Source organism: Nitrospirae bacterium YQR-1 (assembly GCA_039908095.1).
GTDB lineage: Bacteria > Nitrospirota > Thermodesulfovibrionia > Thermodesulfovibrionales > Magnetobacteriaceae > Magnetomonas.
On the sequence record JAMOBJ010000003.1, the window covers coordinates 134,385 to 161,058 of the forward strand.

A 26,674-nucleotide genomic window follows, 5' to 3' on the forward strand; every position below is an offset into this window, starting at 1 on the left:
AAGGAGAATACCTATGAGTAAACGAGTGCTGGTTGTAGATGATGACGAGGCTACACGGAAATTCCTTTCTATAGTTTTGGAGCAAAACGGATATGCAGTGCTATTAGCTGAAAACGGCGAGGCTGGATTTAAAAAAGCAAAAGAAGAAAAACCTGATATTATAATTCTGGACATAATGATGCCTAAAAAAAACGGGATAAGCACCTTACAGGATTTAAAAAATAAAAAAGAATTAAGAAGCATTCCCGTCATTATCTTAAGCTCCGCTCTGAGCTTTATAGAACAAGCAAGAAATGAAATCAACAATGAGGAAATTATAAAGGAAATGCAGGAACTGCTGGATCGCGTGGATAGTAAAATAGATAAATTTTTCCTGCGCTTTACCTCTTACAGAAAAATGCTACTCTTTGAGAGAGAACGGATGCTTGAACAATTCCGTGACAAAGAAGCTAAAATAAAACCATATATATCTTTGCCGGAACTGTTTCTTGATAAACCGGTTAATGCTGAGGAATTACTTGAAGCCGTAAAAGGATTGCTTGAGGAATCAACACAGGGATAAAGATAAAAGTGACAAAGGGAAGGCGCTGCCTTCCCTTTGAATCCCTTCCGCAAGGGGAAATGATTTCCCCTTGACCCCTCGTTTCAGTTAATCTTTGGGTAGGTTGAATATATACCTTGACAGAGACTTACCAAGTAGCAGTCAAAAGAGTAACGAGGCGGCAAGGAGAAAGCGACGCAGGCGTACTTTTAGTACGGTGAGGAGCTTTCGACAAAGCCAACAAAGTTAATCGAATGACTGCTACTTGGTATGAGATAGATTAAAGTATTCTTAAATATGACCGATATAGTAAGTATAACCGATGATGCAATAATGTAGTAAAGTATTCGTATTAACCAAACGTTAAGAATATGCACTTAGGAGGTTGTCATGGCGGTAGATGGAATAAGCGGCAGTGTAGTGTATAGTAGTTTTCAGTTATCAATATCGATGCAGAGCACACAAACCACTATTTCAGCAGTAGATAAGGATGGTGATAACGATAGTGGAAAAGTAGGCGGGCCTAAGGGTGGAGGCGGGCAAATGCGCGCTTTTATGGATAGTGTCATGCAGACTTTGGACCAACTCGGTTTTGGTCCTCAGGGGCGTGGCCCTAACGCTCCCAAAGCTGCCACCTCAACTGCCCCTACCGATAATGACAGTAACAACGACAGTGGAAAACCAGGCACTGACAACGTAAAACAAGCACTGAACGCCTTCCTGCACAGCATGTTTAAAGCCCTCAAACAGGATACAACGGGCAATCAGGTATCCGGTAATAGTAACAGTGACAATACCAATAACTCCGGCAACTCCGGAAAAGCTGCCGCTGCAGCGCACTTGCTGTCAGATGGCTATGGAAATATGACAAGTAAGCTTCAGAATCTTCTGAAAAGCCTGAACCCGGACAGTTCAGGAACAAACACTAATACTGCTGATTTAAATTCTACTTTTCAGAACCTGATAGATTCTCTGACCAAAGAAAAAGCACCTGATTCCCCCACCGGTAATCAACCTAATCTTCAGACATTCCTTCAGACATTGATACAGAACCTGGCTAGTCGGAGTAACCAAACTCCGGGTGCGGTTAACTCTGTAGGCAATATTGTCAGCACTGAGGCATAGATATATAGTTATACCAAGTTGCAGTCAGAAGTAAACGCAGGCGGCTGGGAGCTTGTGACAATGCCAACAAAGTTAGACGATTGAATGCAGCTTGGTTTTAGGTATTAAAAAAATTATGCACACCACTATACTCGGCGGGAAATACAATATCCGCAGGCTTTTAGCCTGCGGATATTGCTAATTATCTCTGTTGTACCTTAACCTGCCGGTACTCCAACAGTACTTTGTGGTAAAGTATGCGTGAACTGGGGCAACGGAGTGTCTTCTGAAAATATCGCATTATCAATACCTATCCACAGGCGAAGCATTTTAGCCAGGGTGGGATAAACACTACCCGTACCACTTTCCACCACACCATCACTAAACTTTGCCGCCCACCTTCCCAGGTGGTCTGTCATAAATCTCTGCTGCCCGGCACGTACTATATCAATATGCTCGGCATCACCTTCCTCCACAGCCACAGATTCCTTTAACGCCATCACGTGCATAAACTCAAGCTCTGTAGCTATATGGTCAACCCGCTCAGGCACATCTGCTGACGGATCAAGGCCAAAAGCACGATAAAAGCCCGCCACATCCGCAAGCTCCGCCTGTGAGGTCAGAGAGTGATGGGGCGTATCCTTCGCTATTTCCATCTCGTAAGGACTGACATGTGTCCGGCCGTAGGGCAGAAAAAGACTATTATACTCATCATACAAATTGCTGTAGATACTGCTTTTCAAAGCCTCGGAGAGGGAATCAACAAGGGGCAGAAAACGCTCTTCACCCTCTGTCAAATACCCCACTACCTCTTTCCATGCAGAAATATAATGCCCTGCGGAAAGCTCCTGAAAATGCTCTTCACTCATTTGGCGAAACCCTGCCGCCAACAAGTCGTAAACCCTGCTTCTTACAACAGCGGTTGCCTTTTCGTACTCTACAGCATTCATCGTTTTTTTGACCTACCTTTCAGTGTCAAACACCAGAGGTGTCCACACTATAGATATGGATTTCATACCGTTTACATCACCACCTGCACCGTTCCATGCAGCAAGGTTGACGTAAGTCTTCTTACCGGAAACAAACTCCGCATCTCCGCCCTCTGCACGTTTCATATCCCTGACAAACACAACTGTCCATTTCCCTTTATTGTATGTGCCCTTAGCCGACGGACTTTGATGCTTCAGTTTTGTCAGTGTACCGTAGCCCTCCGATATATACTGAATCATGGTAGCATCAGGGGACGGTTTCTCAGGGTACTGCGTTTTTAAAATTGCATCTGAGTAAGAGACATGCACGCCGCCTGTAAGGGGCTGGCGAGCATCGAGATTACGCTTGCCGTCTTTTTCCGCCTGCCAGTCGGCTCTCCACTGCCATACGTTAACCGGCTCACCCTTTGCTCCCATCAATGGAGAAGGGTAAAACGTTGCTGCCTGATTAACAGGAAACATCAGTGCCACCGAGTCCCTGAAAGTGTCTATTGCATTTTCCGTATCTGAGGTTGCATCGTCCCAGGTTAACTGAAAGGCAACCTTTTTACCGTTATGAACCGCTTTAACCGTCACTGTCGGGGCCTGCTTTGACAGGTTAAATACATACCTGGCATTACTGTTGAGTGCCTTAGCATCTGCCGTAGGGACAGTGCCGTTCTTTAGAGCATTGGTAGTTTCAAGTGCCAGAAGCGGGACCTTTACGGCTTTTGCCGCCTGCCACTGTCCGTCATTGCCTAAGGAAATGTCACCCTTTATAAATCCAACCCTGACGCCCTCCTCCTGTGCGGCAAAAGAGGCGCCCACGCTCAGAACTACGAGCATAAGCGAGATTGCGATGGCCTGTATAACCGTTTTTCTCATTCTATAGTCCTCCTGTCGTAATATGCCCTGTTTACCGGGGGCGTTTTTAGGTAACATCCAGACGATAAACGTCAAGTTTCTTGTCGTAGTGCTCCCTGATAACATTGGGCTCCACTATGGGGGTTTGCGCTACGATGTCACCCTTACTGTTGTAGCCGATAGCTATATCGTTTTTAACTTCAAACTTAGTCATAAGCTCGGCACAACTTCCAAACAAAACCAAAAGCCCCTTCAAAGTGGTATCCGATGGAGCATCCTTATAGGCTTTAATTGCAGCTTCCACCCCTGTGCCAAACATCTGTGTCAAATATGGTGGAGGCACATGAGTCGGCGGTATATAGTACACATTCGGCTGTGTGCCAAACTGCGGATACAGCGGAAGCGCTATCTTCCTGACATGCACCAGGTAGTCTATAGGATTAGTCGGGTCCGCTTTGTCAGGCGGGTTAATCCAACCCTGAACCCTGATTTTCCCTATACAGTGCTCCATACACTGAGTGTGAAGGCCGGCTTCCGTTTTTGGATAACAGGCCACGCACTTTTCACTCCTGTTGGTGGTAGCATTGTACATAGGTTTTTTATACGGGCAACCCGATACACACTGTCTGTATCCCTGACACCGTGACTGATCAATGAGAACTATTCCATCCTCAGGTCTTTTATAAACCGACTGGCGCGGGCAAGCCGCTACACATGCCGGATAACTGCAATGGTTACAAATTCTGGGCAGATAGAAAAACCAGATCGGATGGGGAAGCGACTCTATGTGCATTCCCTGTGTTACCTGTCCGCCGTAAATCTCATCTTCACCCATGTTAGGGTATGACCAATCCTCAAGTGCAGGAAGAAAACCCTTAACGCTTAAGTTTTCCTCGGCGGCTTTCTCAAAGATTGTTTTCCCCTCGTAAGTCTTATTAGCCCATTTACCGCCGCCCAGTTTCTCCAGCAGTTTGGAATCCCAGTAGAGAGGGTATCCGCCGTAAGGTTTAGACTCTACGTTGTTCCAAAACATATATTCCTGCCCGCGTCCAGCCGTCCACGTGGTTTTGCAGGTGATGGAACATGTTTGGCAACCAATACACTTATTTATGTCAAAAACTGCGGCAAATTGTTTCTCCGGTTTAGCTGCCGGATATGGGTACTTCATGTTCCGGTTTATTTGCCAGTTAAAGACGTCTTCCATTATTTATTTCCTCCTTTGCTGGTATTATCCGACATACTGTCCGCTCAGATATTTTTTAAAGCTGTCACTTTCATAGGTAGGCCTTCCACCTAAAGAGATAGGTCTCCACTTACCCTTACCGCTCTCGCCGCCGTCCTCAGCTTTGGAAAACTTAACAAAAGACTCGCGGGGGGCGCCGTTGGCGCAGTGAACATCAGGGCAGAAGCCCACTCCAGTTGCCTGTCCCATGAGTTCCTTACGAACCAGTGTATCGGTAAGAATTGTAGGCCTTAGCCACGAGCGTGTTCCACTCTGATGCCCTCCGTAACGATACAATGATTGGTAGCCGGTATCAGGACTCTTGGCCAACCCATCCTTTCTCGTTTCGTGTCCCTTTACAGAACCAAAAGAGGCCATATAGAGGTTAAACCAGGTTCTTAAAACTCCACGCGGAGTACCCGGATAATATCTTGCACGGAGCATACAACGAGCTACTTTGTACTCTTTTGGGCGCCCTTGCCAGCCTGCAAACGGCATGTCCTCAGGGTCGGCGTCAACCCACACGTAATCACCGTCCTCAACTCCGTAGGCTTTAGCATCATCGGGGTGTATATCCATATACCCTTCACCTACCCAAGGTTTACGCTTATCCTTGCGGTACATATCGCCAAAGGGCCCCCACCACACTGAGAGGTAATCCAAATCTGCAAACATAGAGTGTACACTGTGGCGGTACTTAGGAGTGAGCCATATAAAATTATATTTTTCCTTAATGAGCGGATGCTCTGTCTTTAAAAGTTGATCTACCGTGTAAATAACGTTACGTACCTGACGGGTTTCGCGGCTCAGATCGCTGCTTGGCCAGCCGTAGTCTTCAGGCTTTTTGGGTTTTATCAACGGATGCGCAGAGGCCACTATAACATTTGGTTCGTAGAATGTGGCATCAATCGGCTCACGGTGAAGAGGAATACTCTCACCATAGTCTTTAAACTCAGGCTCATCACGATAAAACTCCAGCCTTCCGCTTTTGCTAAACCACGGTTTCGACTCATTACTCTGCTCGTAACCTATAAACTTAGGATAGGTTCTACCCATCATAAGCGCCGGGATACCATCCTTAGACTTTACCAAAAGGTCCTCGACATCGTAGCCCTTAAACATATTTGAATGGCTCAGCACACGCTGAATATACGGTTTTGCCTTGTGGGGAGCATTCATTAAAGCCCAGTAATCATCAAAGCGCTTATCTCCCGTTATTCCTGCCAGAGCATGGGCCACACCCTGATAGGTTTCCACGTTGCTCTTAGTATTATGAATACGCTTAATTTCAGTAAGCGGCATAACCTGCATAAAAGGATTGGTACAGGACTGGGTCATATCGTGGGCATTGTACTCAGCCCAGCTATCCACGCCAAAAACAATGTCGGCATACTCGCAAGTGCCTGTCCACCACCACTCGTTTACAAACACAGCTTCAATCATGCGTTTGTGCATTCCCTTGGCTCGATATGCCGGGTGGCGTAAGAGATTCATTACTATCTCATAGTGGCCCTTGGCATTGCCTAAAATGGAGTTTGAACCGGAAAACCACATGGATTTTGTTGGAAAAGGCATATGACTTTTTCCATTGAAATAATGTCCATGTACTTTCAGAGGCTGATCACCGTGTGAATAGTAATGGGCGGACTGCATAGCATAGGTTAGTTTAACCTTTGCAGGTTTTGCAGGATCCAATGTTATATCAAAAGGATTTTCCGCCATGTACTGAGGCATTCCATTAAAGTATGCCGCACGGTAGTTACCTGCGTAACTGCCCACGTTTCCACCGAAGAATCCGACATTTCTTGTAAGTGCCGCCACTAAGAATATTGCTCTGTCTTTCTGGTCTGCGTTAAAAAACTGGTTTGGTCCCATGCCGACAGTGAAAAGAACTTTCTCAGGGTTTTTGGCAAATTGTCTGGCAAGACTGTATATGGCGGAGACTGGAGCCCATGTTACCTTTGAGGTGTTTTCAGGCGTCCATGTATCAGATAGATGCTGCTTAATTACATCAAATACAGGGCGTACTTTTACATCTTTACCATCTATGGTAACGGTAAATTCACCCTCAATGGCAGGCTCTATGCCTAACTTGTGGAAGTGCTCGCCAACGTCGTCACTGGAGACGGCAACAGGTTTGCCGGTTTTAGTGTCCCACATAACGAAATCGCCCCATGAGTTACGCATAGCCTCTGTAACACCGGGCATTCCCTCGTTTGTCGCAGCAGGCTTAGGCAGGTCCTTTGCTTCTTTCACTATTTTTTTCAGTTTAAGTTCCTTGGGTTTATAATCTTTAAAGATATCCCCGGCTTTGCACATGTTGCCGGTATCCATCCTGACAAGCATAGGTAGGTCGGTGTGTGTTGTAATAAATTTCTTGTCATAGAGATTTTCCTTTATCAAAACACTGGCTATTCCAAGAGCTAACGCGGGGTCGGTGCCGGGCCTTATAATTACTATTTCATCAGCCTTACTGCAAGTGGAGCTGTACTCAGTGGTTATCGCAACGACTTTTTTACCCTTCATGCGTGCCTCGGTAAGCCAGTGACCATCGGGCATCTTAGTGGAAATCCAATTTATACCCCAGCATGCAACGATATTACAGTACTCAACGTTTGAGAGGTCAAAGTCAATAGTCTGCTGTCCACACACCATAGGGTGTCCGGGCGGCAGGTCGGTATGCCACGTGTAGTTATCCAGCCCCACACCACCCACTGCTTTATCATCTTCTACTTTTCTGATGTGTTTGTCCAAAAGGGCCATCGAGTTTGCGTTTCTGTACTGCCCAAAGAGCTTGATTGAGCCAAGCGCAGGCATACCGCCTCTGAACTTCATAGCTCTTGTGCCGGCACCATCCATGCGCTTAACCATAGCCTCATCGTAGTCCTGCTTTTTCAACAACGACGCACCCTTTTCACCTGTATAGGTTTTGGCTATTTCATAAAACGTCTTTGCCGCTATTTCATATGCTTTTTCCCATGGAACCGCTACATAGGTGTCCTCGCCGCGTCGAAACATCTCGGCAGGGGGCATTCCGTTTTCATCACGCGGGAAACCTTTCTCCACCCACTGTAGAAATCCCTTACGCACCATAGGGGCCTTTACACGGCGGTCTCCGTAGAAACGTCTCACCAGTGAAATTCCCTTGTTACAGTGCCTTGGGTCCCAACGCTGGGATGCTTTCGTACCATAGACGTCGGTTGCTTTGTGGTAGTTCTGAGACGGACCGACACGCACTACAACTCCGTTTTTCACATATGCCCTAAGGTAGCAGTTGTGCGTACAGTTGGGTGTACACATAAAAACAAAACTTGAGTCCGCTTTATAAATATCCCTGTAGAGCTTTTCCCAGTCACGGGCAGGGTAATGACTGAGCGGATTAGCAACACCTGTGGCAGGCTCAAGGGCGTGCATCGCCAGGGCCTCGGTGCCACCGGCAAGGGTCAGCATTATTCCGCTTCCGGTTGCTTTTAAAAAGTTTCTTCTTGATAAATTGGCCATATAAATTTTATCCCTCCTTACAAGATAGTGCTTGTCTGAAATTTAATGCCGCCTGTGCAAGCATCTACCTGTTATTTTTTCATAAGTTTCAGTGTGTATGACACCAGATTCCACCGTTGTTCCTCGTTTAACGAATCCTCATAAGAGGGCATTCCGGTGCCGTCAAGGCCGGTAGTGAAGGTCATATAGACGTTTTCGGCTGTTGAGCCGCGTTTAAGCTCACCGGTGGTAAAATTAAACGGTAAAATCGGCTTACCCCAGTCATCTTTAATCTCCATAGACTTAGGACCGTCTCCTTTACCTTCTTTACCATGGCACTCCCAGCACTTCATTTTGTCATATACATCCTTGCCCTTTTTTACAGATTCGGCAGAGCCGACCCACTTAGGCTTGGCCACCGCAAAGGGCTTACACCCTTCCTCCTCTTTCCAACGCGTTGAAAATGTCTTCAGATACTCTATAACCGCTGTAACATCAGCCTTAGAGACATCCTTATGGGAGGGCATAGCCGCTCTCATTATACCCTTTGAAATTATGTACTCCAGGTCTGCCTGAGTAGGAAGGCAACCGGTCGGAGTGGATCTGAACTTATACACACCGACTGTCAAGTCTCTGGGATAGACCGACCACATCTTCTCTCCAACCACTCCTTTTTCTACAATTCCAATGGCGCCGTTGCCGTCTCCTTTAGAATTGTGGCAAATGGCACAACGGCTTTCAAAAACCTTTTTGCCGGTATCCGCCCCCGCCCCGTATGCCGTTTCAGTAAACTGCGGCCAAAACAACACACTCATAAAAAGTAAATACACCACTGCTGCACTCACACAAGTACCCCTAACTGCGGATTTTTGCATGTGTCCTCCTTTCTGGGAATTTTAAGCCTAGTACAAAGCGCTTTTGACAAATTTATGTATAGTATGCAGTTAACACCAACTTTTCCGCAACTTTTATCACGAAATTATTTTTTTTTAAGAAAGTGGAAAGATTGTAGTATGTTATACCAAGTAGCAGTCAAAAGAGTAACGAGGCGGCCGGGAGAAAGCGACACAGGCGTACTCTCCCCTAAAAAGGGGAATCCCCTGTAAGAGGAGGCGTAGTTTTCTCCCAGCCGCCTGTGTTTACTTCCGACTGTAGCTTGGTATTACCATTATAAAAAATAAAAAGTAAAATTTTTATACAGCTTGACAATCATTATTTTTATAGGTTAAATATTAATTACTGTGCTTTTAGTTACTGCGCTTGAATATAAAAAGAACTAAATATACATTATAATGATAAAAAGTTAACAGGAACTGTTTTGAAAAAAAAAGTTAGTAGGAAATTTTATGATGGATAGTGTTGATTTATTTGTGTTTAATTGTATTGCAAAACTACAGATAGCTTGTTGGGGTTTTTTACACTCTTACAGCACACACAAATTGCCGGTAAAATATTTAGTAACTGATATTACAAAATAAGAAAAGGTGAAAAGGAGGTAAAAAAATGGCGTTTTCAAGAAGAGAGTTTATAAAAAGAGCTGCCGCCGTATTTGCAGCAACAACAGCAGGTATAGCAGTGCCTGGGGAGCTTCTTGCAGAGGCAGGCAAAACAGAGGCACAGTGGAAGTGGGATAAGTCCGTGTGCCGGTTCTGCGGCACAGGGTGCGGCATAATGGTAGCTGTTAATAATGACAAGGTGGTGGCCGTTAAGGGGGATCCCATAGCGCCGGTTAACAAAGGGCTCAACTGCATAAAAGGATACTTTAATGCAAAGATTATGTACGGGGCGGACAGGTTGTCCGAGCCTCTTATGAGGGTTAACGAAAAAGGTGAATTTGACAAAAAAGCCAACTTCAAACCTGTTACATGGAAACGGGCTTTTGATGAAATGGAAAAACAGTTTAAGAAACACTACAACGCTCTGGGTCCCACGGGAATCGGCATTTTCGGTTCCGGACAATATACCATTATGGAAGGTGTGGCCGCTGTGAAACTAATAAAAGCAGGCTTTAGGAGCAACAACATTGACCCCAATGCACGTCACTGCATGGCCTCCGCCGTGGTCGGCTTCATGCAGTCATTTGGAATTGACGAACCTGCCGGCAACTACGACGACATGCACCATGCAAACTCTATTGTCCTGTGGGGCGCAAACATGGCGGAAATGCACCCGATTTTATGGTCAAAAGTTACCGATAGAAAATTAAGTGATAAACAGAATATAAAGGTGGTCAACCTCTCCACGTTTACAAACCGCTGTTCAAATATTGCAGACCTAGAGATTATATTTAAACCCGGCACTGACCTTGCTATCTTAAACTACATAGCCAGGGAAATAGTGTATGCCCAGCCTGAGGCCATTGATCAGGAATTCGTAAACAATAACTGTGCCTTTGTGACCGGCCCGGTAGATATTGGTTACGGTATGAGAAACAACCCAAAGCATCCTTCCTTTGGACCTAAAGAGCAGGATACGGTTGCAAAAGAGGTATCCAAAGTAATTTCTGAAAATGAAGCTATCGGGCTTTCCGCTTTAGGCATAAAGGCAGGGGACACAATGGAGATGAAAAATGCCGATAGCGCTATGAAGCACTGGGTAATAACCTTTGAGGACTTCAAAAAAGGCCTTGAACCATATACTCTGGACTATACGGCAAAACTTGCCAAAGGCAAATCCGACGAATCGCTGGAAGATTTTAAGAAAAAACTACAGGCCCTGGTAAATATATATACGGAAAAAGGGAAAAAAGTAACAAGTTTTTGGACAATGGGCTTTAACCAGCACATAAGGGGCACATGGATTAACGAGATGATTTACACTGTGCACCTTCTTTTAGGAAAACAGTCGGAGCCTGGAAACGGAGCATTCAGCCTTACCGGACAGCCCAGCGCCTGCGGCACGGCCCGCGAGGTTGGCACATTCTGCCACAGACTCCCTGCCGATATGGTTGTTGATAATCCAAAACACAGAGAGAAAACCGAAAAACTATGGAGCCTTCCCGAGGGTACGCTTAATCCGGTAGTCGGCTCGCACTATACAAAGATAATGAGGGACCTTGAGGACGGAAAAATCAAATGGGTATGGGTACAGGTTAATAACCCATGGCAAAATACCGCAAATGCAAACCACTGGATAAAGGCGGCACGTGAGATGGATAACTTTATAGTGGTCTCTGAGGCTTATCCGGGCATCACGGCAAAGGTAGCCGACCTGATACTGCCCAGCGCCATGATTTTTGAAAAATGGGGAGCCTACGGAAATGCCGAACGCAGAACCCAGCATTGGAAGCAACAGGTAACCCCTTACGGCAAATCTATGTCCGACACGTGGCAAATAGTTGAGTTTTCAAAGAGATTTACTCTTGAGGAGGTTTGGAAGGAACATAAAATCAACAAAGATGTGACAATTCCCGACATCCTCCCAAAGGCCTCCGAACTGGGTTATAAAAAAACCGACACCCTGTATGACGTGTTGTTTGCAAACAAGAGAGCCAAAGAGTATAAGTGGCCTGACCCTGTAGGGAAGAACACTATGAACTCTGAGGTTGCCGGAGATAAAAGAAATGTAGAGAATTTTAAGGGCTACGGATTTTTCCTGCAGAAATACCTATGGGAAGAATACAGAGCTTTTGGTATAGGAGACGGGCACGATCTGGCTGATTTCGACGCATATCATAAGGTCAGAGGGCTTAAGTGGCCTGTTGTGGATGGAAAGGAAACCGAATGGAGATTCAATTCCGAGTATGACCCATATGCTAAGAAGGCAAACAGGGGAAAATTTGCATTTTACGGTAAAGCTTTTAAAAGCCTGCCCTCCGGCGACCTGCTCGGGGTGAAATCCAAAGAAATGGTGGATTTGGCCAACAAGGCTAAAATCTTCCTGCGGTACTATATGGAGCCCCCTGAGATGCCTAACGAGGAGTATCCTTTCTGGATGACCACAGGCAGAGTGCTTGAGCACTGGCACAGCGGAACCATGACAATGAGAGTGCCCGAGCTCTACCGCGCTGTATCGGAAGCCCTTTGTTTTATAAATCAAAATGATGCAAAGAAAATCGGAGTAACTGACGGGCAGCTTATGTGGATCGAATCCAGACGTGGAAAGGTTAAGGCAAGGGTGGAGACCAGAGGAAGGAACACGATGCCCGACGGTATGGTGTTTGTGCCGTGGTTTGATGAAAACGTGTTTATAAATAAGGTAACTCTGGACGCAACATGTCCGCTTTCCAAAGAAACAGATTTTAAAAAGTGTGCGGTAAAACTATATAAAGCGTAACAGGAAAGAAGGACAGTGGATACAACAGGAAGACGTAAATTTTTAGAAAGAGCAGGGATTATGGCCTCGGTGGGTTTTCTTTGGATAACACACCTGCTTGAGGCTAAATCGGAGGGGATGATTTTGCGGCCGCCGGGGGCGATTGCCGAGCCGGAGTTTCTGTCCGTTTGCATAAAGTGCGGACAGTGTGTGGAGGCATGTCCATTTGGCACTCTTACGCTTGCCGGTTTCGGCTCCGGCAAGCCTGTCGGCACCCCGTACTTCACTGCGCGCATAATCCCCTGCAAAATGTGCAAAGACATACCCTGTGTGCCGGCGTGTCCGACGGCTGCGTTAAGTGCTAAATCAGTGAGCTCTGCGGATGGTAAATTGGATATTAATCTGGCCCGGATGGGACTTGCCGTCATTGACCGCAACACATGTGTTGCATACTGGGGACTTCAGTGTGACGCCTGCTACCGGGTATGCCCGCTTATTGACAAGGCCATAACGCTTGACATGTACCGTAACGAACGTACCGGAAAGCACGCATTCATTGCACCTGTTATTCAAAGTGAACACTGTACCGGATGTGGAATGTGCGAGCGTGCCTGTATTAACGAAAAAGCCTCTGTTTACGTCCTTCCCCGCCACATAGCTATGGGTAAACCAAACGAAAGATACTTACAGGGATGGAAAGATTCCGCCGAAGGGCCTCAGATATTACCCACACCCGATAAAGGCAAAAAAAATGAACAAAAAACTTTGGATTACTTAAACAGAGGATTTTAGTATTGCCATGATAAAACAATACAGATATACAATTTTAAGAAGGCTCTCTCAGCTATCCATACTGAGCTTTTTTATTATGGGCGGAGTATATGGATTAAAGGTACTCAGAGGGAATTACTCATCGGCAAAGGTGTTTGATGTTTTAACCCTATCTGATCCTTTCGCAGTGCTTCAGAACCTTGTAACGGGAAATATTGCCGGCAAGCCGGCCGTAATCGGGAGCCTCATTGTTGCATCCTTTTATGCAATAGCAGGGGGCAGGGTCTTTTGCGGCTGGGTGTGTCCGATGAACCTCGTTACGGGACTTGCCAACTCCATTCGGAGAGCGCTTGACATAACCTTTAGCTATAGTCCTGAGGTCAATCTCCGCTACCGGCTTCTTATCCTTGCCCTTGTTCTGTCGGCTATAACAAAGGTAGCGGCATTTGAGTGGATAAGTCCGATAGGAGTGCTTCACCGCGGGCTCATATTCGGGATAGGTTATGGATGGCTGTTGATAGCGTCTGTCGTGGTTTTTGATGCTTTTTTAGTACGTAACGGTTTTTGCGGCCATTTATGTCCGCTTGGCGCATTTTATGCGCTCATCGGACGGGGCAATTTAATTAAGCCATACTACAATCATGACAAATGCACCATGTGTATGAAATGCCTAAAAGCATGTCCTGAAAAACAGGTGCTTGACATGGTCGGGCAGAAAAGTTCCATGGTGAAATCCGGGCAGTGCATACAGTGCGGGCGATGTGCAGAGGTTTGCAATGACAACGCAATAACATTTAAAAGCAGATTTTCATAAAATAAAAGGAGGAGAAAAAAAGTTATGAAACAAAAAAAGATATGGCGGTTTATAACGTTGACTGTGGTTTTGGTTATAACACTTGCAGCATTACCGGTGTGGGCCGGGCAGAAATCCATTTCTGAGGATGATATGGGATTTAGGAAACAGACGCTCTTTGATGAAACCAGCGTTTCCGGAATAAAAAGCACAACGTCAAGTCCCCCTGCCGGGAAAAGCAAAAAGTACGAACGTTCTTTTGAAAACAGCCCTGCCCTAATACCTCACAGCACCGATGGGCTTGAAGTCATCACAGACGGGAAAAATGAGTGCATGGGCTGCCACATGCCGGAAAGTGCAAAGGATTTCAATGCAACGGCAATTCCAAAAACACACCTTGCCACAGACGGCTCCAAAATTAGCGGCACTTCTTATAACTGCCTACAGTGCCATGTAACTCAGTCAGACGCAAAACCTCTTATCGGAAATAAATTCTCACAGTCTTTCAGAAACAAGAAATTGCGTCACAGCTCAAATCTCTCTGAAACCGGCAAAGAGGGGATAGAATAAAGTGGATATATCCGGGTTGGTAGTAAAGACTGCTCCTGAGCATCTCGATGAGGTGCTCAGGACACTGGGCTTACTTCAGTGGTGCGACATACATTTCAAAGACGAAAGCGGCAAAATCGTCATAACAATTGAGTCATCTTCAAATGATGAAACCATAAAGAAAATGAAGGAAATAATAGATATCAAAAACGTTGCATCGGCAGACCTTGCTTATGCTTACACAGGGGAGGGGTTGTAGAGCTGCTTACCTCATACCGAGTATTATTTCAACAAAAGACACCCTTGCATAAAAGGCTCTTGTAGTGCTCCCATGCCCGGCTCCTTTTGTGCGAGGTTGAATGAATTTACCAACTTTCCCGCTCAAAGCATCAAACCCCTTTGCTTTGATTGTGGAGCGGACACTCTCATAATCGTCTTTAATTTGCTGCCAAAAACTTGTTGAAAGCAGATCAAAACTATTCGCATAAATTATAGCGAAAACCATAATTCCGTTCATTATTTTTAGTGGTTGAGATTGCCCTCCCCTGAAATAGGGATTGTTCATACATTTCATTGTAACATTTCAAAAAACCATTTGTCATAGTTAACGTCCGATAAAATCAAACACAATGCTGTTAAACGCATCAGGGACTTCAACCATTGGGCTGTGGCCACAGCCGGGTAAATCCACAAATATGCAATTACCGATTGCTGCCGCAGTTTTCCGGCTTCCCTGTATTTTTACAAACCTGTCCTTTTGGCCGTGAATAAAAAGGGTCGGACAGGTAATCAACCCTATCCTGTCTGACCAGTCAACGTCAGCCATAGCCTTAGTGTGCCCCAAATAAGCCTCGCACGAAACAGCCTTTGCCTCTGCTATGATTTCTTCAAAAAATTCATTGTCTTTTATCTCCGGCATCACGTTTTTAATTGATTTTCTGAGTACACTGTCACGTTGCCGTAACTGTCTGAGTTTGTCCTCACCATAGGTGTAAAACACAGGGAAACCGTGCATCGGGATGGAATTTACCAAGACAAGTTTCTCAACCTTTTCAGGGTGGTTTATAGCCGTCAACTGAGCGATGCCACCCCCTAATGAGTGTCCAACCAGAGTTACACGCTCAAGTCCCTGAGTTTTCAGGAAATCGGTAACCACTGCGGCCAGGTATTCCATGGTTCTTGTTACACCCGGCTCTCTGGTCTTCCCGCAGCCGGGAAGGTCTATAGCGTAACCCTCAAATGGTGCTCTGATTACTGAAAGTGTCTTTTTCCACCACAGGGATGAGGCAAGGTTGCCATGTATAAACACTATCTTGTTGTCTCCGCCGCCTGCCTTTATAAAATGAAGCTCTGTCATGATTCTCTTGATTTATTATAAGCCAAGACTGTTGATGATTTCCGTTAATACCAAGTTGCAGTCAGAAGTAAACACAGGCGGCAAGGCTAAGCAAAAATATCCATGACGTTGAAAGCAAGGCCATCAATGGCTTTAGAGGCAACAATACCATCAAATGCCGCAACGGAATGCAGCCTGTACTTATCGCCTTCAATGGTTAATATCTGAATTGTTTGCAACTCCGGCATGACTATCCAGTACTCCGGCACTCTGTACTTCTCATAGACAGCCTTCTTTACCTCAGTGTCCATTTCATAACTGCCCTGAGATATTATCTCACAAACCATATCCGGCACGCCTCTTATCCAGTCCTGCTCAATACTTGAGTTTTCCTTTTTTATAAACAACAAATCCGGCTGGAGCCTGTTAATACCCTCTTCAAAGATTACGTCAAGTGGTGAAAAATATAATTTCCCTGAATTGTGTTTTTCTAAGTGAAACAGTATTTTCTTTGCAATCTCTGTAACAATATCCTGGTGTCTTCTAAATGGACTAGGCCCCATAACTTCCTCTCCGTTAATAATTTCCGTTAAGTCAAAATCTCTTTCAATAATTTGCATACTAATAGTATATCACGGTTTCACGGTATTGTCTATGCTGATAAAATACAGGTTTTAATCATAGCCCGTCATGGCATTCGCTTTGATTTATCCTTAATCCGTTTCCACTTGTACCAGATGATTTCATTGCTGCCGGAGGGATATATCAGCCGTTTTACTTTACGGTAGGGCTGCCCAAACAACAGATTGTACCACTTATTAAAACCGGTACGTTTGGCTAACTCAAACTCATCCGGCGTCATCTGATCACTACGGAAACGCTTCTTGTGTTTATACAGGTGGTAAATGTCCTCACGAATGAGGCTATTAAAAATCCAGTCAACAAACCTGCCTGTTATCCCCTTTAACGGCCTGAAATACATGCTTATCTGAAAATCTATGAGATATGGTCTGCCCTCTGTTGCGACTATTATATTACCTAGCTTATTTAAATCAAGATAAAAGATTCGCCTTCTGTGTACCTCTTCAATTATTCCTTTAAGGTTATCAAAAAAATCATCCGGCAATGTCCCCTTAAACTCATGCAGTGTGACACCCTCAATGAATAAATGAAAATATCCCCGCTTACCATACCTCGGCCCAAGCTTTGGCACACCGGCAATGTCTCCGACTTTCTCATAAATCCTGTACTCACGCCGCGAGAAAAACTGTGCAAGCGGCCTTAATAAAACACCGAATATGAACCTAAAATCCGATAGTTTAAGAACATACCGGATACCCTCACCGCTTCTATAAAGAACGTTAACCGAAAAGAAATCATCTTTAAGAATTTTCTCATAAAAAAACTCCCGGCCCTCGATTGTTATACTTTTTGGAAAATCCCTCATACCCGCTATATTACAATTTTTAGCCCTTTATAGTAAAATACATCTGTGGCGGCAATACCGGTATTAATGTACCATCATGTCAACGCATTTCCCGGCAAACCGGAAAAGGGTTGTGATTTTATCACGGTTGAGGTTAACGCATTTGTAAGACAAATGGCGTTCCTTCATCGACACGGTTATACAACCCTTTCAACATCCGACTATTTGCAAATCATAAGAACCGGCAACACTCCCCCAAAACCGGTAATGATAACCTTTGATGACGGCTGGCTGGATAACTGGGTTTACGCCTACCCTGTGCTTAAATCATTAAACCTCAAGGCTGTGTTTTTTGTTATCACTTCACTGCTTCCTGATAATGGATTAAGAAAACGCATGGATGAGGGATTTACCGGGGCGCTGCCAACCCACAGCCGGTGTAAAGCAATAGTTGAGAGCGGCAGGTGCGCCGATGTAATGATGTCATGGGATGAACTCAGGGAGATGGAACACTCCGGCCTTATTGATGTTGCTTCCCACACCCATACCCATCAAAGATGGGACGCACTACCCCCTGAGGCACTGTACCAGGATATTGTCCTGTCAAAAACAACAATCGAAAAGCACCTTAATAAGGATTGCACAGCCCTGTGCTGGCCCTGGGGACTACACAGAGAGGACTACATTAAGACTGCGGAAAAAGCCGGTTTTAATCTTCTATTTACCACAATAAAGGGAACCAACACAGCAGAGACTAATCCCCTTAGCCTTAAACGCATTCCCATAGGAAACGCCGGCGTATTGAACTTCAGAAAAAAACTCCTCATTAACTCTCATTACGTCCTGAGCAGCCTCTACTACAGGATACTAAAATAACCACTATGAGAATACTTCACACCGAATGGTCAGACGGCTTTGGAGGGCAGGAAAAGCGTGTGTTGACTGAGGCCGTTGGAATGAAAAGCCGTGGGCACAGTGTAACAATTGTCTGCCGCAAACACGCCAAACTTCTCCCTGAGGCACTAAACAGAGGTATTGAGTGCAAAACCCTCCCCCTTCGCTCATCATACGACATTATCAGCATGTTCAAACTCTTCCGGTATATTAAAAATGAAAAATTTGACGTTGTTAACACCCATAGCGGAAAGGACTCGTGGATTGGCGGCATTGCCGCTAAATTTGCCGGCTTCCCTGCTCTTGTCAGAACCAGACATCTTAACATCCCGCTTAGAAGAAACATTTTCAATTTTATCCACTACCTGCCGCAGTCCTTCATAACCTGCGGGGAGAACATGCGCCAAAATCTTATTAAAAATTGCGGCTTCCCTGAAAACAAAGTACTCAGTATTCCTACCGGTGTTGAGGAGAGGTTCTTTAGAGTTAAACGGACACCGGAGCTGAAGTCCGCCTTTAACTTGCCACAGCACTCCGTAGTTATATCCAATGTAGGGGTTTTGCGGGGTGTAAAGGGACATGAGGTTACACTCAGGGCGGTAAAAGCAGTGGTCTCAGAAATCCCACATGCAGTATTTATCCTTGCCGGTGACGGTCCTAAGAAAAACTCACTGATAAGGCTTGCTGATGAGCTGCGAATAACCTCGCATGTCCGCTTTACAGGCTATATAGAGGATGTTACCACGGTGTTTGCCATAAGTGACATATCGGTTCTGAGTTCCCACTCTGAGGGCATACCGCAGAGCATTTTGCAGTCTATGGCGGCAGGCGTCCCGGTTGTGGCAACACGTGTGGGAGGCGTGCCTGAAATTATAATAAATGAACAGAGCGGACTATTAGTGCCACCAAGTGACCATATTGCACTGGCCTCATCCATCATCCGGTTAATAAATAATCCCACCCTGCAAAATTCAATAATTTCCAATGCAAGAGAATTTGTTTTAAAAGAGCACTCTGTTGAGGTAATGCTCGATAAAACCGAATTGCTATATAGTAAGTTGATTAGAGATTAATAAAGTTGCAATCAAAAAAGTAAAATCAATAAGGGGAAGGACTCTGTCCTTCCCCTTATACCCTTTCCCGCCTAATCATCAGGGGTCTCCCCACTTGTGGGGACTTCCCATAGACCCCCGGTTTCCAAGGTTTATACCAAGTTGCAACATAGTATGACCTCTCTCCGGCACATAACGGTTAAATATCTCAAGGACTGTTTTAAGCTCCTCTGCTTTTATGTCAAGATTCATCTGAGCCGTCTCCTTTTAACCTGTAGATGAGTTCCTCAAGTTTTCTCTTAAGTGTCTCATCACGGCGTGCGCCTTCTTCAAACCTCTCCTGTAGTTCTTTAATAAGGCCGGTGATTTGCTTCTCTTGTGTTGATTTGTCCTGTTGCTTCATAACGGCTCTGCTGCTTACCTTTTTGCAAAACACATAAAAATTTGGAATTGCTCCTGATAGAGTATCTCCGGTCTGCGCAGGCCGCAGTCTGTACCCATTTTTAGCAATGCAGACATTGCTTCAGGAAAATCTGGGGTGGTGCCGCAGGCTTTTGAGTTTCCGGTATTATCCATATATTATTATACACATTTTATATCAATAGTGGCTGCCGCTGCGACCACAAAAACAGCTTACCAGCTATGAAATCTGTGACGGCTTTATGTTCCTCCGCTCCTTTTCCCCTTATAACCATAGGCTCACCAAAGGCAAAATAAGCCTTTTTATCCGGGTCTATTTTGCCGTAGTCTTTAAGGTACTTGCCGCTTCCCCATGCATCGGTTTTAAGAGCTACCGGTATTACCGGAACATTTGCCCTCTGAGCCAGCTTTACCCCGATTGTGTTAAAAGCCTTAATATCAAAATGCACTGACCGCGTGCTTTGAGGAAACACAACGACAGAGCGCCCCGCAGCAAGTGCCTCCATGCCGCCCTTTAGCACCGCCAACAAATCATCTTTAGGGTTTTCTCTTCCCACAGCTATCGCCCTTATTCCAAACATTATTCGCTTAAACACCGGATATCTCAAAAGGCTCTCCTTTACCACATAAGTTAACTCCTTGTAAGGACAGATAAACATAGAGAGCATAAAAGTCTCCATCACACTCATATGGTTGGAAATAAAAAGACACGGGCCGTCAACTTTATTTATGTTATCAATCCCCGTAACATCAAAAACCACCCCTACTTTTTCAAGCTCATGTACAATGCCGATTCCGCTTTTATAAAAATTCTTTCTGTCATAAATCCCCAGCATCGCCTCCCAACTGGCCTGATACACAGTGCGTGCCATGTTTGGGTAAAAAAACAAGGATGGAAAAGTGGTTTTACCAGGATTTTCGGTTTTATAAATACCGTTTTCAAACGGTAAAAAGTCTATTTGTGCCGTTGAAAGAAACAATTTCAGCTAATAACAATTTTAAGAAATTTTCTTTTACCGGCGCTTATAATGTACCGGCCATGAGATAGTTTTTCGTTAGTGTCTGTAACAACCCTGCCGTCTATTTTAACACCTCCCTGTTTGATTACTCTCATGGCTTCACTGGTACTTGCCGCCATGCCGTTGTCTTTAAGGATTTTACAAATCCAAACCGCCTCAGGCGATGTGATGACAACCTCAGGAATATCCGCCGGTATCTCTTTAGCCTTAAACACCCGGTCAAAGTCTTCTTTTGCCCTCAGCGCCTCTTCCTTTCCGTGGTAACGCTCCACTATTTCCATGGCAAGGGCTTCCTTGGCGGCTTTGGGGTGAAGTGTGCCCCCCTGCAGCGCATCCTTAAGAGATGCAAGCTCTGCAACACTGATGTGGCTTAAGAGCGCATAGTACTTAAGCATAAGTTCATCTGTAATGGAGAGGATTTTGCCGAAAATCTCCTTAGGCGGCTCACTTATGCCGATATAATTGCCAAGGCTTTTGGACATCTTGTTAACTCCGTCAAGGCCCTCAAGCAGTGGCAGCATGATTACAGTCTGTTCCTTCTGCCCATATGAGCGCTGAAGCTCCCGTCCCATAAGGAGATTGAATCTCTGGTCTGTACCCCCAAGTTCTATGTCGGATTTCAAATGCACCGAATCATATCCCTGAAACAGTGGATAGTAAAACTCCAGCAAGGTAATCGGGCTGTGGCTTTCAAAGCGTTTTTTGAAATCATCCCGTTCAAGCATCCTGGCCACTGTCTGCATAGCACCAAGGCGGGCAATGCCGATTGCATCCATCTGTGAAAACCACCCGCTGTTAAACACCACTTTTGTTTTTCCCGGGTCAAGTATCTTAAAAATCTGCTCTTTATACGTCTGAGCGTTTACCATGACGTCTTCTTTGGAAAGGGGTTTTCTCAGTTCATTCTTACCGCTTGGATCGCCTATCATTCCGGTAAAGTCCCCGATAAGAAATATGACCTCATGGCCAAGCTCCTGAAACTGCCTCATCTTTTCCATTAGCACCGTGTGTCCAAGATGAATATCCGGCGCTGTGGGGTCAAACCCGGCTTTTACTCTTAAGGACACTCCGGTTTCATAAGACCTCCTGAGTTTTCCAATAAGCCCATCCTCCGGTATTATCTCTGAAACTCCCCTGCTGAGTTCCTCTAATTGAGCCTCCGGCGCTAACATATACCTGTATAATAACAATTAAAGCCCCTTGCGTCAACTATAGGAAGGGAGTTATATTGTAGAGTTTATGAAAAGATCCAAATACACGGTAACGATAAATTATGAGGACTGTGACGGCTGCGGCAAGTGTGCCGCCGTATGTCCAAAGGTTGTCTTTAAGATGGAAAACGGCAAACCTGCGTTATTTGATGCAGGTAACTGTGCCGGGTGTGCCAGTTGTGAAGCAGTATGCCCGCATGAATGCATCAGGGTTGCACAGTAGAGTAAGCCTCCTCCTCCTTCACTCTTGCTTTAAATGTCAGGTAAAAGAACAGTCCCGGAAGGCTTGATATTATCACAGAGATAAAATATGCAAAAGATACGGCTATAGCCTCATCATGAGGTACACCGATGATTTTAAAAAGATAAATAAAAGCCCCTTCCCTTAAACCTATACCGGATATTGATATGGGTACAGCGGTTATGACTATTATTATTGGCACAAATATTATTAAATTTGCAAAACTGACATTCACATTAAGACTCAGACATATAAGGTAAATGACATAAATGCAGACAAACTGCGCACCGAGTGATATGAGAAAAGATTTTACAAGTATTTTCTTTTTGCTGATATAAAGACTGAAATATTCGTGCAGCCTGTTAACAAATGAGAATCTATTACCGAGTTTAAAACCGAAGACAACTGCACTTCCAACAAAAAATGAAATCACTGCAACTGGTATAAAAAACACAATAACCGTGTCTTTAAGCTTATTGAAACCTATAAGAAAGGCGGCAAAACCCAGAATTACGATTGTGGTAAAACCCATATATCTGTCTATAAAAATTGAACCGGCTGACTTTACACCGTCTTTGATGCGTTTATAAACATAATACAATCTGACGGCGTCTCCCCCTGTGGTCCCCGGCAACAGAATGTTAAAAAACAGCCCTATCATGTACAAAGCAAACAGAAGCTTAACAGAAATTTCCTCACCGAGAAACAGCTTCCACCTGAAAGAAGCAATAAGTGTAGGCAGAAGACTAAGCAGGCAGGCAAGAAAATAGTAGAGCACATTAATATTCTTAAAAAGTACTGCAACCTCCCTGAGACCGGCTTTTTTTAGAAGATACCAGAGCAAACCACCGCTGATTAATACTTTCAACAAAACTAAAAGAATTTTCTTTGTCTTTGGCGTCAATTAATTTTTGCCTTTAATTTATTATAGAGCTTCCTCATCGTTATAGCTGCCTGTCAATGTAGTATATAGAAACATGAATTTTAAGTCAATCGTGCCGCTGCGCATTTGAACTAGTCGAATTTGAATCTACCCTCTGTAAGCAAAGAGACAGCTGCATCAACAACATCAGGGTCAAAGAGAGTTCCCCTGGCTTTTTTTATCTCGGCGATGGCTCTTTCAATGCCAAGCCCGGGCCTGTAAGGCCTGTGAAAAGATATGGCTTCTATAACATCGGCAACGCAAATTATCCTGGCCTCCAACAATATCTCATTACCTTTGATACCCAGCGGATAGCCGCTTCCATCCCATTTCTCATGGTGCTCAAGCACTATGCGTGCCACAGGCCACGGAAACTCTATTGTTTTTAAAATGTCAAAACCCACTTCCGGGTGCATTTTTATCAAATCAAATTCTATATCACTGAGTTTTCCGGGTCTGCTCAGAATCTCCGCCGGTACATAAATTTTCCCTATATCATGTATAGTACCGGCCATCCTTATGGCATCTATCGTATCCTCCGATAGTTTCATCTCCGTGGCTATTGCTCTGGCAAGGTCTGCCACCCGCCTCTGATGCCCCGCCGTGTAAGGGTCCCTTACCTCCACAGTCATAGCTATAGTCTGGATTATCCCGCCTATCACTTTTCTTAGCTTTTCAACACTTTTGTGGAGCTCCGCCTGGGCACTTTTTCTTCTGCTTATATCTCTTAATATGCCGGTAAAAAAAGTTTCTTTATAGTTTTTCCACATAGCAAGTGACAGCTCTACAGGGAATTCCTCCCCTTTGATGTTTATCGCCGTCAGCTCAAAAGTTTTGCCTATAACCGACGACAAACCTGTTGTTATTACCCGCTTGATTCCATCGTTGTGTCTGTGTCTGAACCTTTCCGGAATTACAAAATCAAGAGTCTTGCCCACTACATCGCCAGGTTTGTAACCGAAGGTTTTCTCGGCTCCGTCATTCCAAAATAAAATAACACCGTTACTGTCAATTGTTATTATAGCATCCTGGGTTGACTGCACTATGGAGCGCAGAAATTCCTTCTGCTCCCTTAAAAACTCCTCTGCATTTTTGCGCTCTATCACGTTAGCTATTGTATTTGCCACCGTTGCAAGGAATTCTTCCTCATCTGTATCCCTCTTATGATTATGCCCTATAAAGAGATTTAGAACCCCCAGCAGCTTTTGCCCTGATATGATTGGAACACAGTAGTGGCCGTGTGGCTGCATAGATTCAAAGGTTATATCATGACGTTCATCTATATCAGGGGCATATATGGCCTCCCTGCTTTGGGCTACCCTGCCGCAAATACATCTGTTATAGGGCAGTTCATTGCAGAGATTTAACACCGGCTCAGATAATCCCCTCTGTGCTTTCATTCTGAGTTTTTTACTTGTCTCGTCAGCTAAAAACACACAGCCCTTTGATTCAAGCGCAAGTTTAGGGATTTTAAATATAAAATCCAGAATTCGCTCCAACTGCTCCTGCAAAGCTATAGGCTCAAGGGAGATTTGAAGTATTAAATCCACCACTGATTGCATTTGAGAGTTTAAAACTATTTTTTGCTCTGTCTCCAGAAGTGATGTTATGTCCTCTATGACCTCCAGATAGTGGGTTGCTTCACCGTCTGCGTCCAGCTTAGGGATGATTGTCACCTTCAGATGCTTTTCCCCAAATAACCTTTCCACCACAGATGGGCTTTTTGTTAAGAGACAGTGGGGTTTTCTGCAAAAACTACACACCTCAGGCTCTTTGTCCTTGCTTTGGCCGTCAACTTTCTCTCCTAAAACTTCATAACACCGCTTTGCTGTCAGCTCCGCTTTTGTTTTGCCGGTTAACTTCTCGATAAAGCCATTGACCTTCAGTACCGTCATATCCTTGCCGATATAAAGAATGCCAATGGGGATAGTATCAAAAAACATTTGTAAATCACTGCAATCTCTTAAAATATGAGAGGAATCATAGTGTTCATCGCCTAAAAAAAACACAGGCACTTTATTTATGCCGTTTTTACTGATAAGTGATATGTTCATTGCGTCTCTTAGAACACTTTTAAATTTTATTACATTTACAGGTTTTCCGATAAAAGAAAAAACTGCTCCTTTGGTACAATCATCCAGTTTTTTCCCTCCGCGTTTATCCTCCGACAGGACTATTATAAGCGGTGCGGCACTACGCATACCATCAGAGGATGATGTTGTAAGGTTTTCTATCAGCTCTCCTGCATCAAGCCCGGCACTGTCAACATCAATAATCACCGCCGACGGAGTTTTACTAAAAAAAACGTCTAACGCTTCCCTGCCCCCTTTAGCTACAAGTGCTTCAATACCCTCTTCTGCTAATGTTGAAACAAGGGACTGAATAAGGGGCTCATCGCTCTCAACAATTAGGCAGGTTCTATAAGTCATAAGTCAACCCTCAAGGGAAAACGCTAAAAACCCCTCTTTTGTTTAATCACAAATATATCTCCATTTATTAGTAATAGTAACAAAATTATGATATTTCTTACAAGAATTTTTTTAAATAAAAACATTCTGATTGACAACACTAAAAAAAAAGTGTTACTTTTGTATTGAAGGTTGTAAGAGTTGCATGACAATAGAAACATGTTGGCAGTAAGGGTATCTGGCCAGCAGGGGGGTCTATAAGATGTCGGAAGAACAGACTTTAGATGAATCATTAGATACAAGAAATAATGGCGGTTCTGAGCAGGGTAATACTAAAGTTACAACACAAGTGGCAGCAAAAAAGCAAAAAAACGGGAAAAAGCTGGTAAATGAGGAAAACCCGGAAATCAGTGAAGAACCCATAATGGAGGAGCCGCTCAATGCCTGCAATGAGCCGCTGAATACCTGTGGATATCCCAAAAACAGTGAGGAGCAGAAAGCCGGTGACAGCCAAAAAGCCGGTAAGAAACTAAACTGTTGGGAATTTCACAATTGTGGAAGGCAGCCCGGTGGAGTAAATGAAGAGAAATGGGGGCTCTGTCCTGTGACAACGGCAACATCATTTAACGGCCTTCACGGGGGAACAAACGCAGGCAGAGCGTGTTGGGCGGTTCTGCCCTCTATTGGTGACAAAAAAGAATCCTATGCCGCTAAGATAAGAAGGTGCACTAAGTGCGAATTTCATCAACTGGTAATAAGGGAAGAGGAAAAATACCATAGTGCCGTTAAGCATCTGAAAAAGTACAAAGAAGAGGTAAAGACAAAAGCATTTAAAGAACCAGGCTTTGTCAAACACATATACGAAAAGAGTAAACACACGGCCTTTGAGGATGATAACGAGGTAGAGTCAATCATCATCTCACTGTTGATAGGATGGGTTAGTCTCTGTCCGTCTGTCAGTATGCTTGAGGGCAGCAAGAGGCTCTGCAAAGAGGACCTTGTTGATGAACTTATGATTATTGATGCCATAGCGGACCATCCAAGAAGCAGAGCAGTAAAGGTAGTTGCTAAGACCATGTTTAAAGCTCTCAGAAAGCAGATTGGTAACTATTTCGACCCTCTTATAGAAAAAGCAAAACTCAAAGATGATAAAGATAAGTAATACCTGAGGCGCTGACTCCGTTACGACAATGGAGCCG

26 protein-coding genes are annotated in these 26,674 nt (G+C 44.6%); 11 read left to right on the plus strand and 15 right to left on the minus strand.

All coding sequences use genetic code 11. The annotated features are described in order from the left end of the window. The first annotated feature begins 13 nt into the window (after nt 1-13). Together H7844_03450 and H7844_03455 are read left to right on the plus strand one after the other, a co-directional pair. A complete protein-coding gene (locus H7844_03450) occupies nt 14-562 on the plus strand; it encodes a response regulator (GenBank protein ID MEO5356338.1) in 549 nt (182 codons plus the stop codon). 369 nt (nt 563-931) lie between these two features. Then, nucleotides 932-1,666, plus strand: coding sequence for a hypothetical protein (locus H7844_03455; GenBank protein ID MEO5356339.1), 735 nt, complete (start codon nt 932-934; stop codon nt 1,664-1,666). Between the two features lie 197 nt (nt 1,667-1,863). Here the strand turns inward: H7844_03455 and H7844_03460 are convergent, their stop codons facing one another. The 5 genes from H7844_03460 to H7844_03480 form a co-directional block, all read right to left on the minus strand. Beyond that, on the minus strand, nt 1,864-2,595 hold the full coding sequence (locus tag H7844_03460; protein ID MEO5356340.1) for a molecular chaperone TorD family protein: 732 nt from the start codon (nt 2,593-2,595) through the stop codon (nt 1,864-1,866). Between the two features lie 12 nt (nt 2,596-2,607). Continuing rightward, entirely contained in the window at nt 2,608-3,498 is an 891-nt protein-coding gene (locus H7844_03465) for an ethylbenzene dehydrogenase-related protein (GenBank protein ID MEO5356341.1), read from the minus strand. Nucleotides 3,499-3,544: 46 nt separating this feature from the next. Beyond that, nucleotides 3,545-4,681 carry a dehydrogenase gene (locus tag H7844_03470; GenBank protein ID MEO5356342.1) on the minus strand — a complete coding sequence of 379 codons (1,137 nt, stop codon included), beginning with the start codon at nt 4,679-4,681 and terminating at the stop codon, nt 3,545-3,547. Nucleotides 4,682-4,705: 24 nt separating this feature from the next. After that, entirely contained in the window at nt 4,706-8,200 is a 3,495-nt protein-coding gene (locus H7844_03475; GenBank protein MEO5356343.1) for a molybdopterin-dependent oxidoreductase, read from the minus strand. A 71-nt stretch (nt 8,201-8,271) separates the two neighbouring features. After that, a complete protein-coding gene (locus tag H7844_03480; protein MEO5356344.1) occupies nt 8,272-9,054 on the minus strand; it encodes a cytochrome c in 783 nt (260 codons plus the stop codon). Between the two features lie 628 nt (nt 9,055-9,682). Between H7844_03480 and napA the strand changes: the two genes are divergently transcribed. From napA to H7844_03505, 5 genes are read left to right on the plus strand one after another with little or no spacing between them, the layout of a single operon-like run. Next, a complete protein-coding gene (napA, locus tag H7844_03485) occupies nt 9,683-12,454 on the plus strand; it encodes a nitrate reductase catalytic subunit NapA (GenBank protein ID MEO5356345.1) in 2,772 nt (923 codons plus the stop codon). Between the two features lie 15 nt (nt 12,455-12,469). Further along, a complete protein-coding gene (napG, locus tag H7844_03490) occupies nt 12,470-13,225 on the plus strand; it encodes a ferredoxin-type protein NapG (GenBank protein MEO5356346.1) in 756 nt (251 codons plus the stop codon). Between the two features lie 7 nt (nt 13,226-13,232). Beyond that, nucleotides 13,233-14,018 (plus strand): quinol dehydrogenase ferredoxin subunit NapH, encoded by a 786-nt coding sequence (napH, locus tag H7844_03495; protein ID MEO5356347.1) that lies wholly within the window; start codon nt 13,233-13,235, stop codon nt 14,016-14,018. Nucleotides 14,019-14,042: 24 nt separating this feature from the next. Further along, nucleotides 14,043-14,567 carry a nitrate reductase cytochrome c-type subunit gene (locus tag H7844_03500; protein MEO5356348.1) on the plus strand — a complete coding sequence of 175 codons (525 nt, stop codon included), beginning with the start codon at nt 14,043-14,045 and terminating at the stop codon, nt 14,565-14,567. 1 nt (nt 14,568) lies between these two features. Continuing rightward, nucleotides 14,569-14,805 carry a chaperone NapD gene (locus H7844_03505; GenBank protein ID MEO5356349.1) on the plus strand — a complete coding sequence of 79 codons (237 nt, stop codon included), beginning with the start codon at nt 14,569-14,571 and terminating at the stop codon, nt 14,803-14,805. Nucleotides 14,806-14,811: 6 nt separating this feature from the next. Here H7844_03505 and H7844_03510 read toward each other — a convergent pair whose 3' ends face one another. The 4 genes from H7844_03510 to H7844_03525 all read right to left on the minus strand — a co-directional run bounded on the left by H7844_03510 (nt 14,812) and on the right by H7844_03525 (nt 17,329). Then, nucleotides 14,812-15,051, minus strand: coding sequence for a hypothetical protein (locus H7844_03510; GenBank protein MEO5356350.1), 240 nt, complete (start codon nt 15,049-15,051; stop codon nt 14,812-14,814). 99 nt (nt 15,052-15,150) lie between these two features. Next, nucleotides 15,151-15,903: an alpha/beta hydrolase gene (locus H7844_03515; GenBank protein ID MEO5356351.1), complete on the minus strand. Its 753-nt coding sequence runs from the start codon at nt 15,901-15,903 to the stop codon at nt 15,151-15,153. An 86-nt stretch (nt 15,904-15,989) separates the two neighbouring features. Next, nucleotides 15,990-16,502, minus strand: a complete 513-nt coding sequence (locus H7844_03520) for a Uma2 family endonuclease (GenBank protein ID MEO5356352.1) — start codon at nt 16,500-16,502, stop codon at nt 15,990-15,992. Nucleotides 16,503-16,570: 68 nt separating this feature from the next. Then, complete coding sequence (locus H7844_03525) at nt 16,571-17,329, minus strand: hypothetical protein (protein ID MEO5356353.1); 759 nt, start codon at nt 17,327-17,329, stop codon at nt 16,571-16,573. Nucleotides 17,330-17,374: 45 nt separating this feature from the next. On the opposite strand from H7844_03525, the gene H7844_03530 reads away from it, so the two are divergent. Both H7844_03530 and H7844_03535 read left to right on the plus strand, forming a co-directional pair. Then, nucleotides 17,375-18,184: a polysaccharide deacetylase family protein gene (locus H7844_03530; protein MEO5356354.1), complete on the plus strand. Its 810-nt coding sequence runs from the start codon at nt 17,375-17,377 to the stop codon at nt 18,182-18,184. 5 nt (nt 18,185-18,189) lie between these two features. Then, on the plus strand, nt 18,190-19,275 hold the full coding sequence (locus tag H7844_03535) for a glycosyltransferase family 4 protein (protein ID MEO5356355.1): 1,086 nt from the start codon (nt 18,190-18,192) through the stop codon (nt 19,273-19,275). A 78-nt stretch (nt 19,276-19,353) separates the two neighbouring features. Here the strand turns inward: H7844_03535 and H7844_03540 are convergent, their stop codons facing one another. From H7844_03540 to tyrS, 4 genes are all read right to left on the minus strand, one after another. Further along, nucleotides 19,354-19,506, minus strand: a complete 153-nt coding sequence (locus H7844_03540; GenBank protein ID MEO5356356.1) for a hypothetical protein — start codon at nt 19,504-19,506, stop codon at nt 19,354-19,356. Next, nucleotides 19,496-19,657, minus strand: a complete 162-nt coding sequence (locus H7844_03545) for a hypothetical protein (protein ID MEO5356357.1) — start codon at nt 19,655-19,657, stop codon at nt 19,496-19,498. The genes H7844_03540 and H7844_03545 overlap by 11 nt, the downstream gene beginning before the upstream one ends. Nucleotides 19,658-19,847: 190 nt before the next feature. Continuing rightward, on the minus strand, nt 19,848-20,654 hold the full coding sequence (locus H7844_03550) for a 1-acyl-sn-glycerol-3-phosphate acyltransferase (protein MEO5356358.1): 807 nt from the start codon (nt 20,652-20,654) through the stop codon (nt 19,848-19,850). Nucleotides 20,655-20,656: 2 nt separating this feature from the next. Beyond that, nucleotides 20,657-21,865 (minus strand): tyrosine--tRNA ligase, encoded by a 1,209-nt coding sequence (gene tyrS, locus H7844_03555; protein ID MEO5356359.1) that lies wholly within the window; start codon nt 21,863-21,865, stop codon nt 20,657-20,659. Between the two features lie 67 nt (nt 21,866-21,932). Here tyrS and H7844_03560 point away from each other — a divergent pair, with 67 nt between their 5' ends. After that, nucleotides 21,933-22,127: a 4Fe-4S binding protein gene (locus H7844_03560; protein MEO5356360.1), complete on the plus strand. Its 195-nt coding sequence runs from the start codon at nt 21,933-21,935 to the stop codon at nt 22,125-22,127. Here the strand turns inward: H7844_03560 and H7844_03565 are convergent. Further along, nucleotides 22,111-23,049, minus strand: coding sequence for a flippase-like domain-containing protein (locus H7844_03565; GenBank protein ID MEO5356361.1), 939 nt, complete (start codon nt 23,047-23,049; stop codon nt 22,111-22,113). The genes H7844_03560 and H7844_03565 overlap by 17 nt on opposite strands. 110 nt (nt 23,050-23,159) lie before the next feature. Beyond that, nucleotides 23,160-25,496 carry a PAS domain S-box protein gene (locus H7844_03570; protein ID MEO5356362.1) on the minus strand — a complete coding sequence of 779 codons (2,337 nt, stop codon included), beginning with the start codon at nt 25,494-25,496 and terminating at the stop codon, nt 23,160-23,162. 241 nt (nt 25,497-25,737) lie between these two features. Here H7844_03570 and H7844_03575 point away from each other — a divergent pair, with 241 nt between their 5' ends. Next, entirely contained in the window at nt 25,738-26,637 is a 900-nt protein-coding gene (locus H7844_03575; protein ID MEO5356363.1) for a hypothetical protein, read from the plus strand. Nucleotides 26,638-26,674 lie beyond the last annotated feature (37 nt).

Bases quoted from the DNA above. Each gene is read 5' to 3' on its own strand.
- H7844_03450 (MEO5356338.1), top strand. From the start codon at position 14: ATGAGTAAACGAGTGCTGGTTGTAGATGATGACGAGGCTACACGGAAA.
- H7844_03455 (MEO5356339.1), top strand. From the start codon at position 932: ATGGCGGTAGATGGAATAAGCGGCAGTGTAGTGTATAGTAGTTTTCAG.
- H7844_03460 (MEO5356340.1), bottom strand. From the start codon at position 2,595: ATGAATGCTGTAGAGTACGAAAAGGCAACCGCTGTTGTAAGAAGCAGG.
- H7844_03465 (MEO5356341.1), bottom strand. From the start codon at position 3,498: ATGAGAAAAACGGTTATACAGGCCATCGCAATCTCGCTTATGCTCGTA.
- H7844_03470 (MEO5356342.1), bottom strand. From the start codon at position 4,681: ATGGAAGACGTCTTTAACTGGCAAATAAACCGGAACATGAAGTACCCA.
- H7844_03475 (MEO5356343.1), bottom strand. From the start codon at position 8,200: ATGGCCAATTTATCAAGAAGAAACTTTTTAAAAGCAACCGGAAGCGGA.
- H7844_03480 (MEO5356344.1), bottom strand. From the start codon at position 9,054: ATGCAAAAATCCGCAGTTAGGGGTACTTGTGTGAGTGCAGCAGTGGTG.
- napA (MEO5356345.1), top strand. From the start codon at position 9,683: ATGGCGTTTTCAAGAAGAGAGTTTATAAAAAGAGCTGCCGCCGTATTT.
- napH (MEO5356347.1), top strand. From the start codon at position 13,233: ATGATAAAACAATACAGATATACAATTTTAAGAAGGCTCTCTCAGCTA.
- H7844_03500 (MEO5356348.1), top strand. From the start codon at position 14,043: ATGAAACAAAAAAAGATATGGCGGTTTATAACGTTGACTGTGGTTTTG.
- H7844_03510 (MEO5356350.1), bottom strand. From the start codon at position 15,051: ATGGTTTTCGCTATAATTTATGCGAATAGTTTTGATCTGCTTTCAACA.
- H7844_03515 (MEO5356351.1), bottom strand. From the start codon at position 15,903: ATGACAGAGCTTCATTTTATAAAGGCAGGCGGCGGAGACAACAAGATA.
- H7844_03520 (MEO5356352.1), bottom strand. From the start codon at position 16,502: ATGCAAATTATTGAAAGAGATTTTGACTTAACGGAAATTATTAACGGA.
- H7844_03525 (MEO5356353.1), bottom strand. From the start codon at position 17,329: ATGAGGGATTTTCCAAAAAGTATAACAATCGAGGGCCGGGAGTTTTTT.
- H7844_03535 (MEO5356355.1), top strand. From the start codon at position 18,190: ATGAGAATACTTCACACCGAATGGTCAGACGGCTTTGGAGGGCAGGAA.
- H7844_03540 (MEO5356356.1), bottom strand. From the start codon at position 19,506: ATGAATCTTGACATAAAAGCAGAGGAGCTTAAAACAGTCCTTGAGATA.
- H7844_03545 (MEO5356357.1), bottom strand. From the start codon at position 19,657: ATGAAGCAACAGGACAAATCAACACAAGAGAAGCAAATCACCGGCCTT.
- tyrS (MEO5356359.1), bottom strand. From the start codon at position 21,865: ATGTTAGCGCCGGAGGCTCAATTAGAGGAACTCAGCAGGGGAGTTTCA.
- H7844_03560 (MEO5356360.1), top strand. From the start codon at position 21,933: ATGAAAAGATCCAAATACACGGTAACGATAAATTATGAGGACTGTGAC.
- H7844_03570 (MEO5356362.1), bottom strand. From the start codon at position 25,496: ATGACTTATAGAACCTGCCTAATTGTTGAGAGCGATGAGCCCCTTATT.
- H7844_03575 (MEO5356363.1), top strand. From the start codon at position 25,738: ATGTCGGAAGAACAGACTTTAGATGAATCATTAGATACAAGAAATAAT.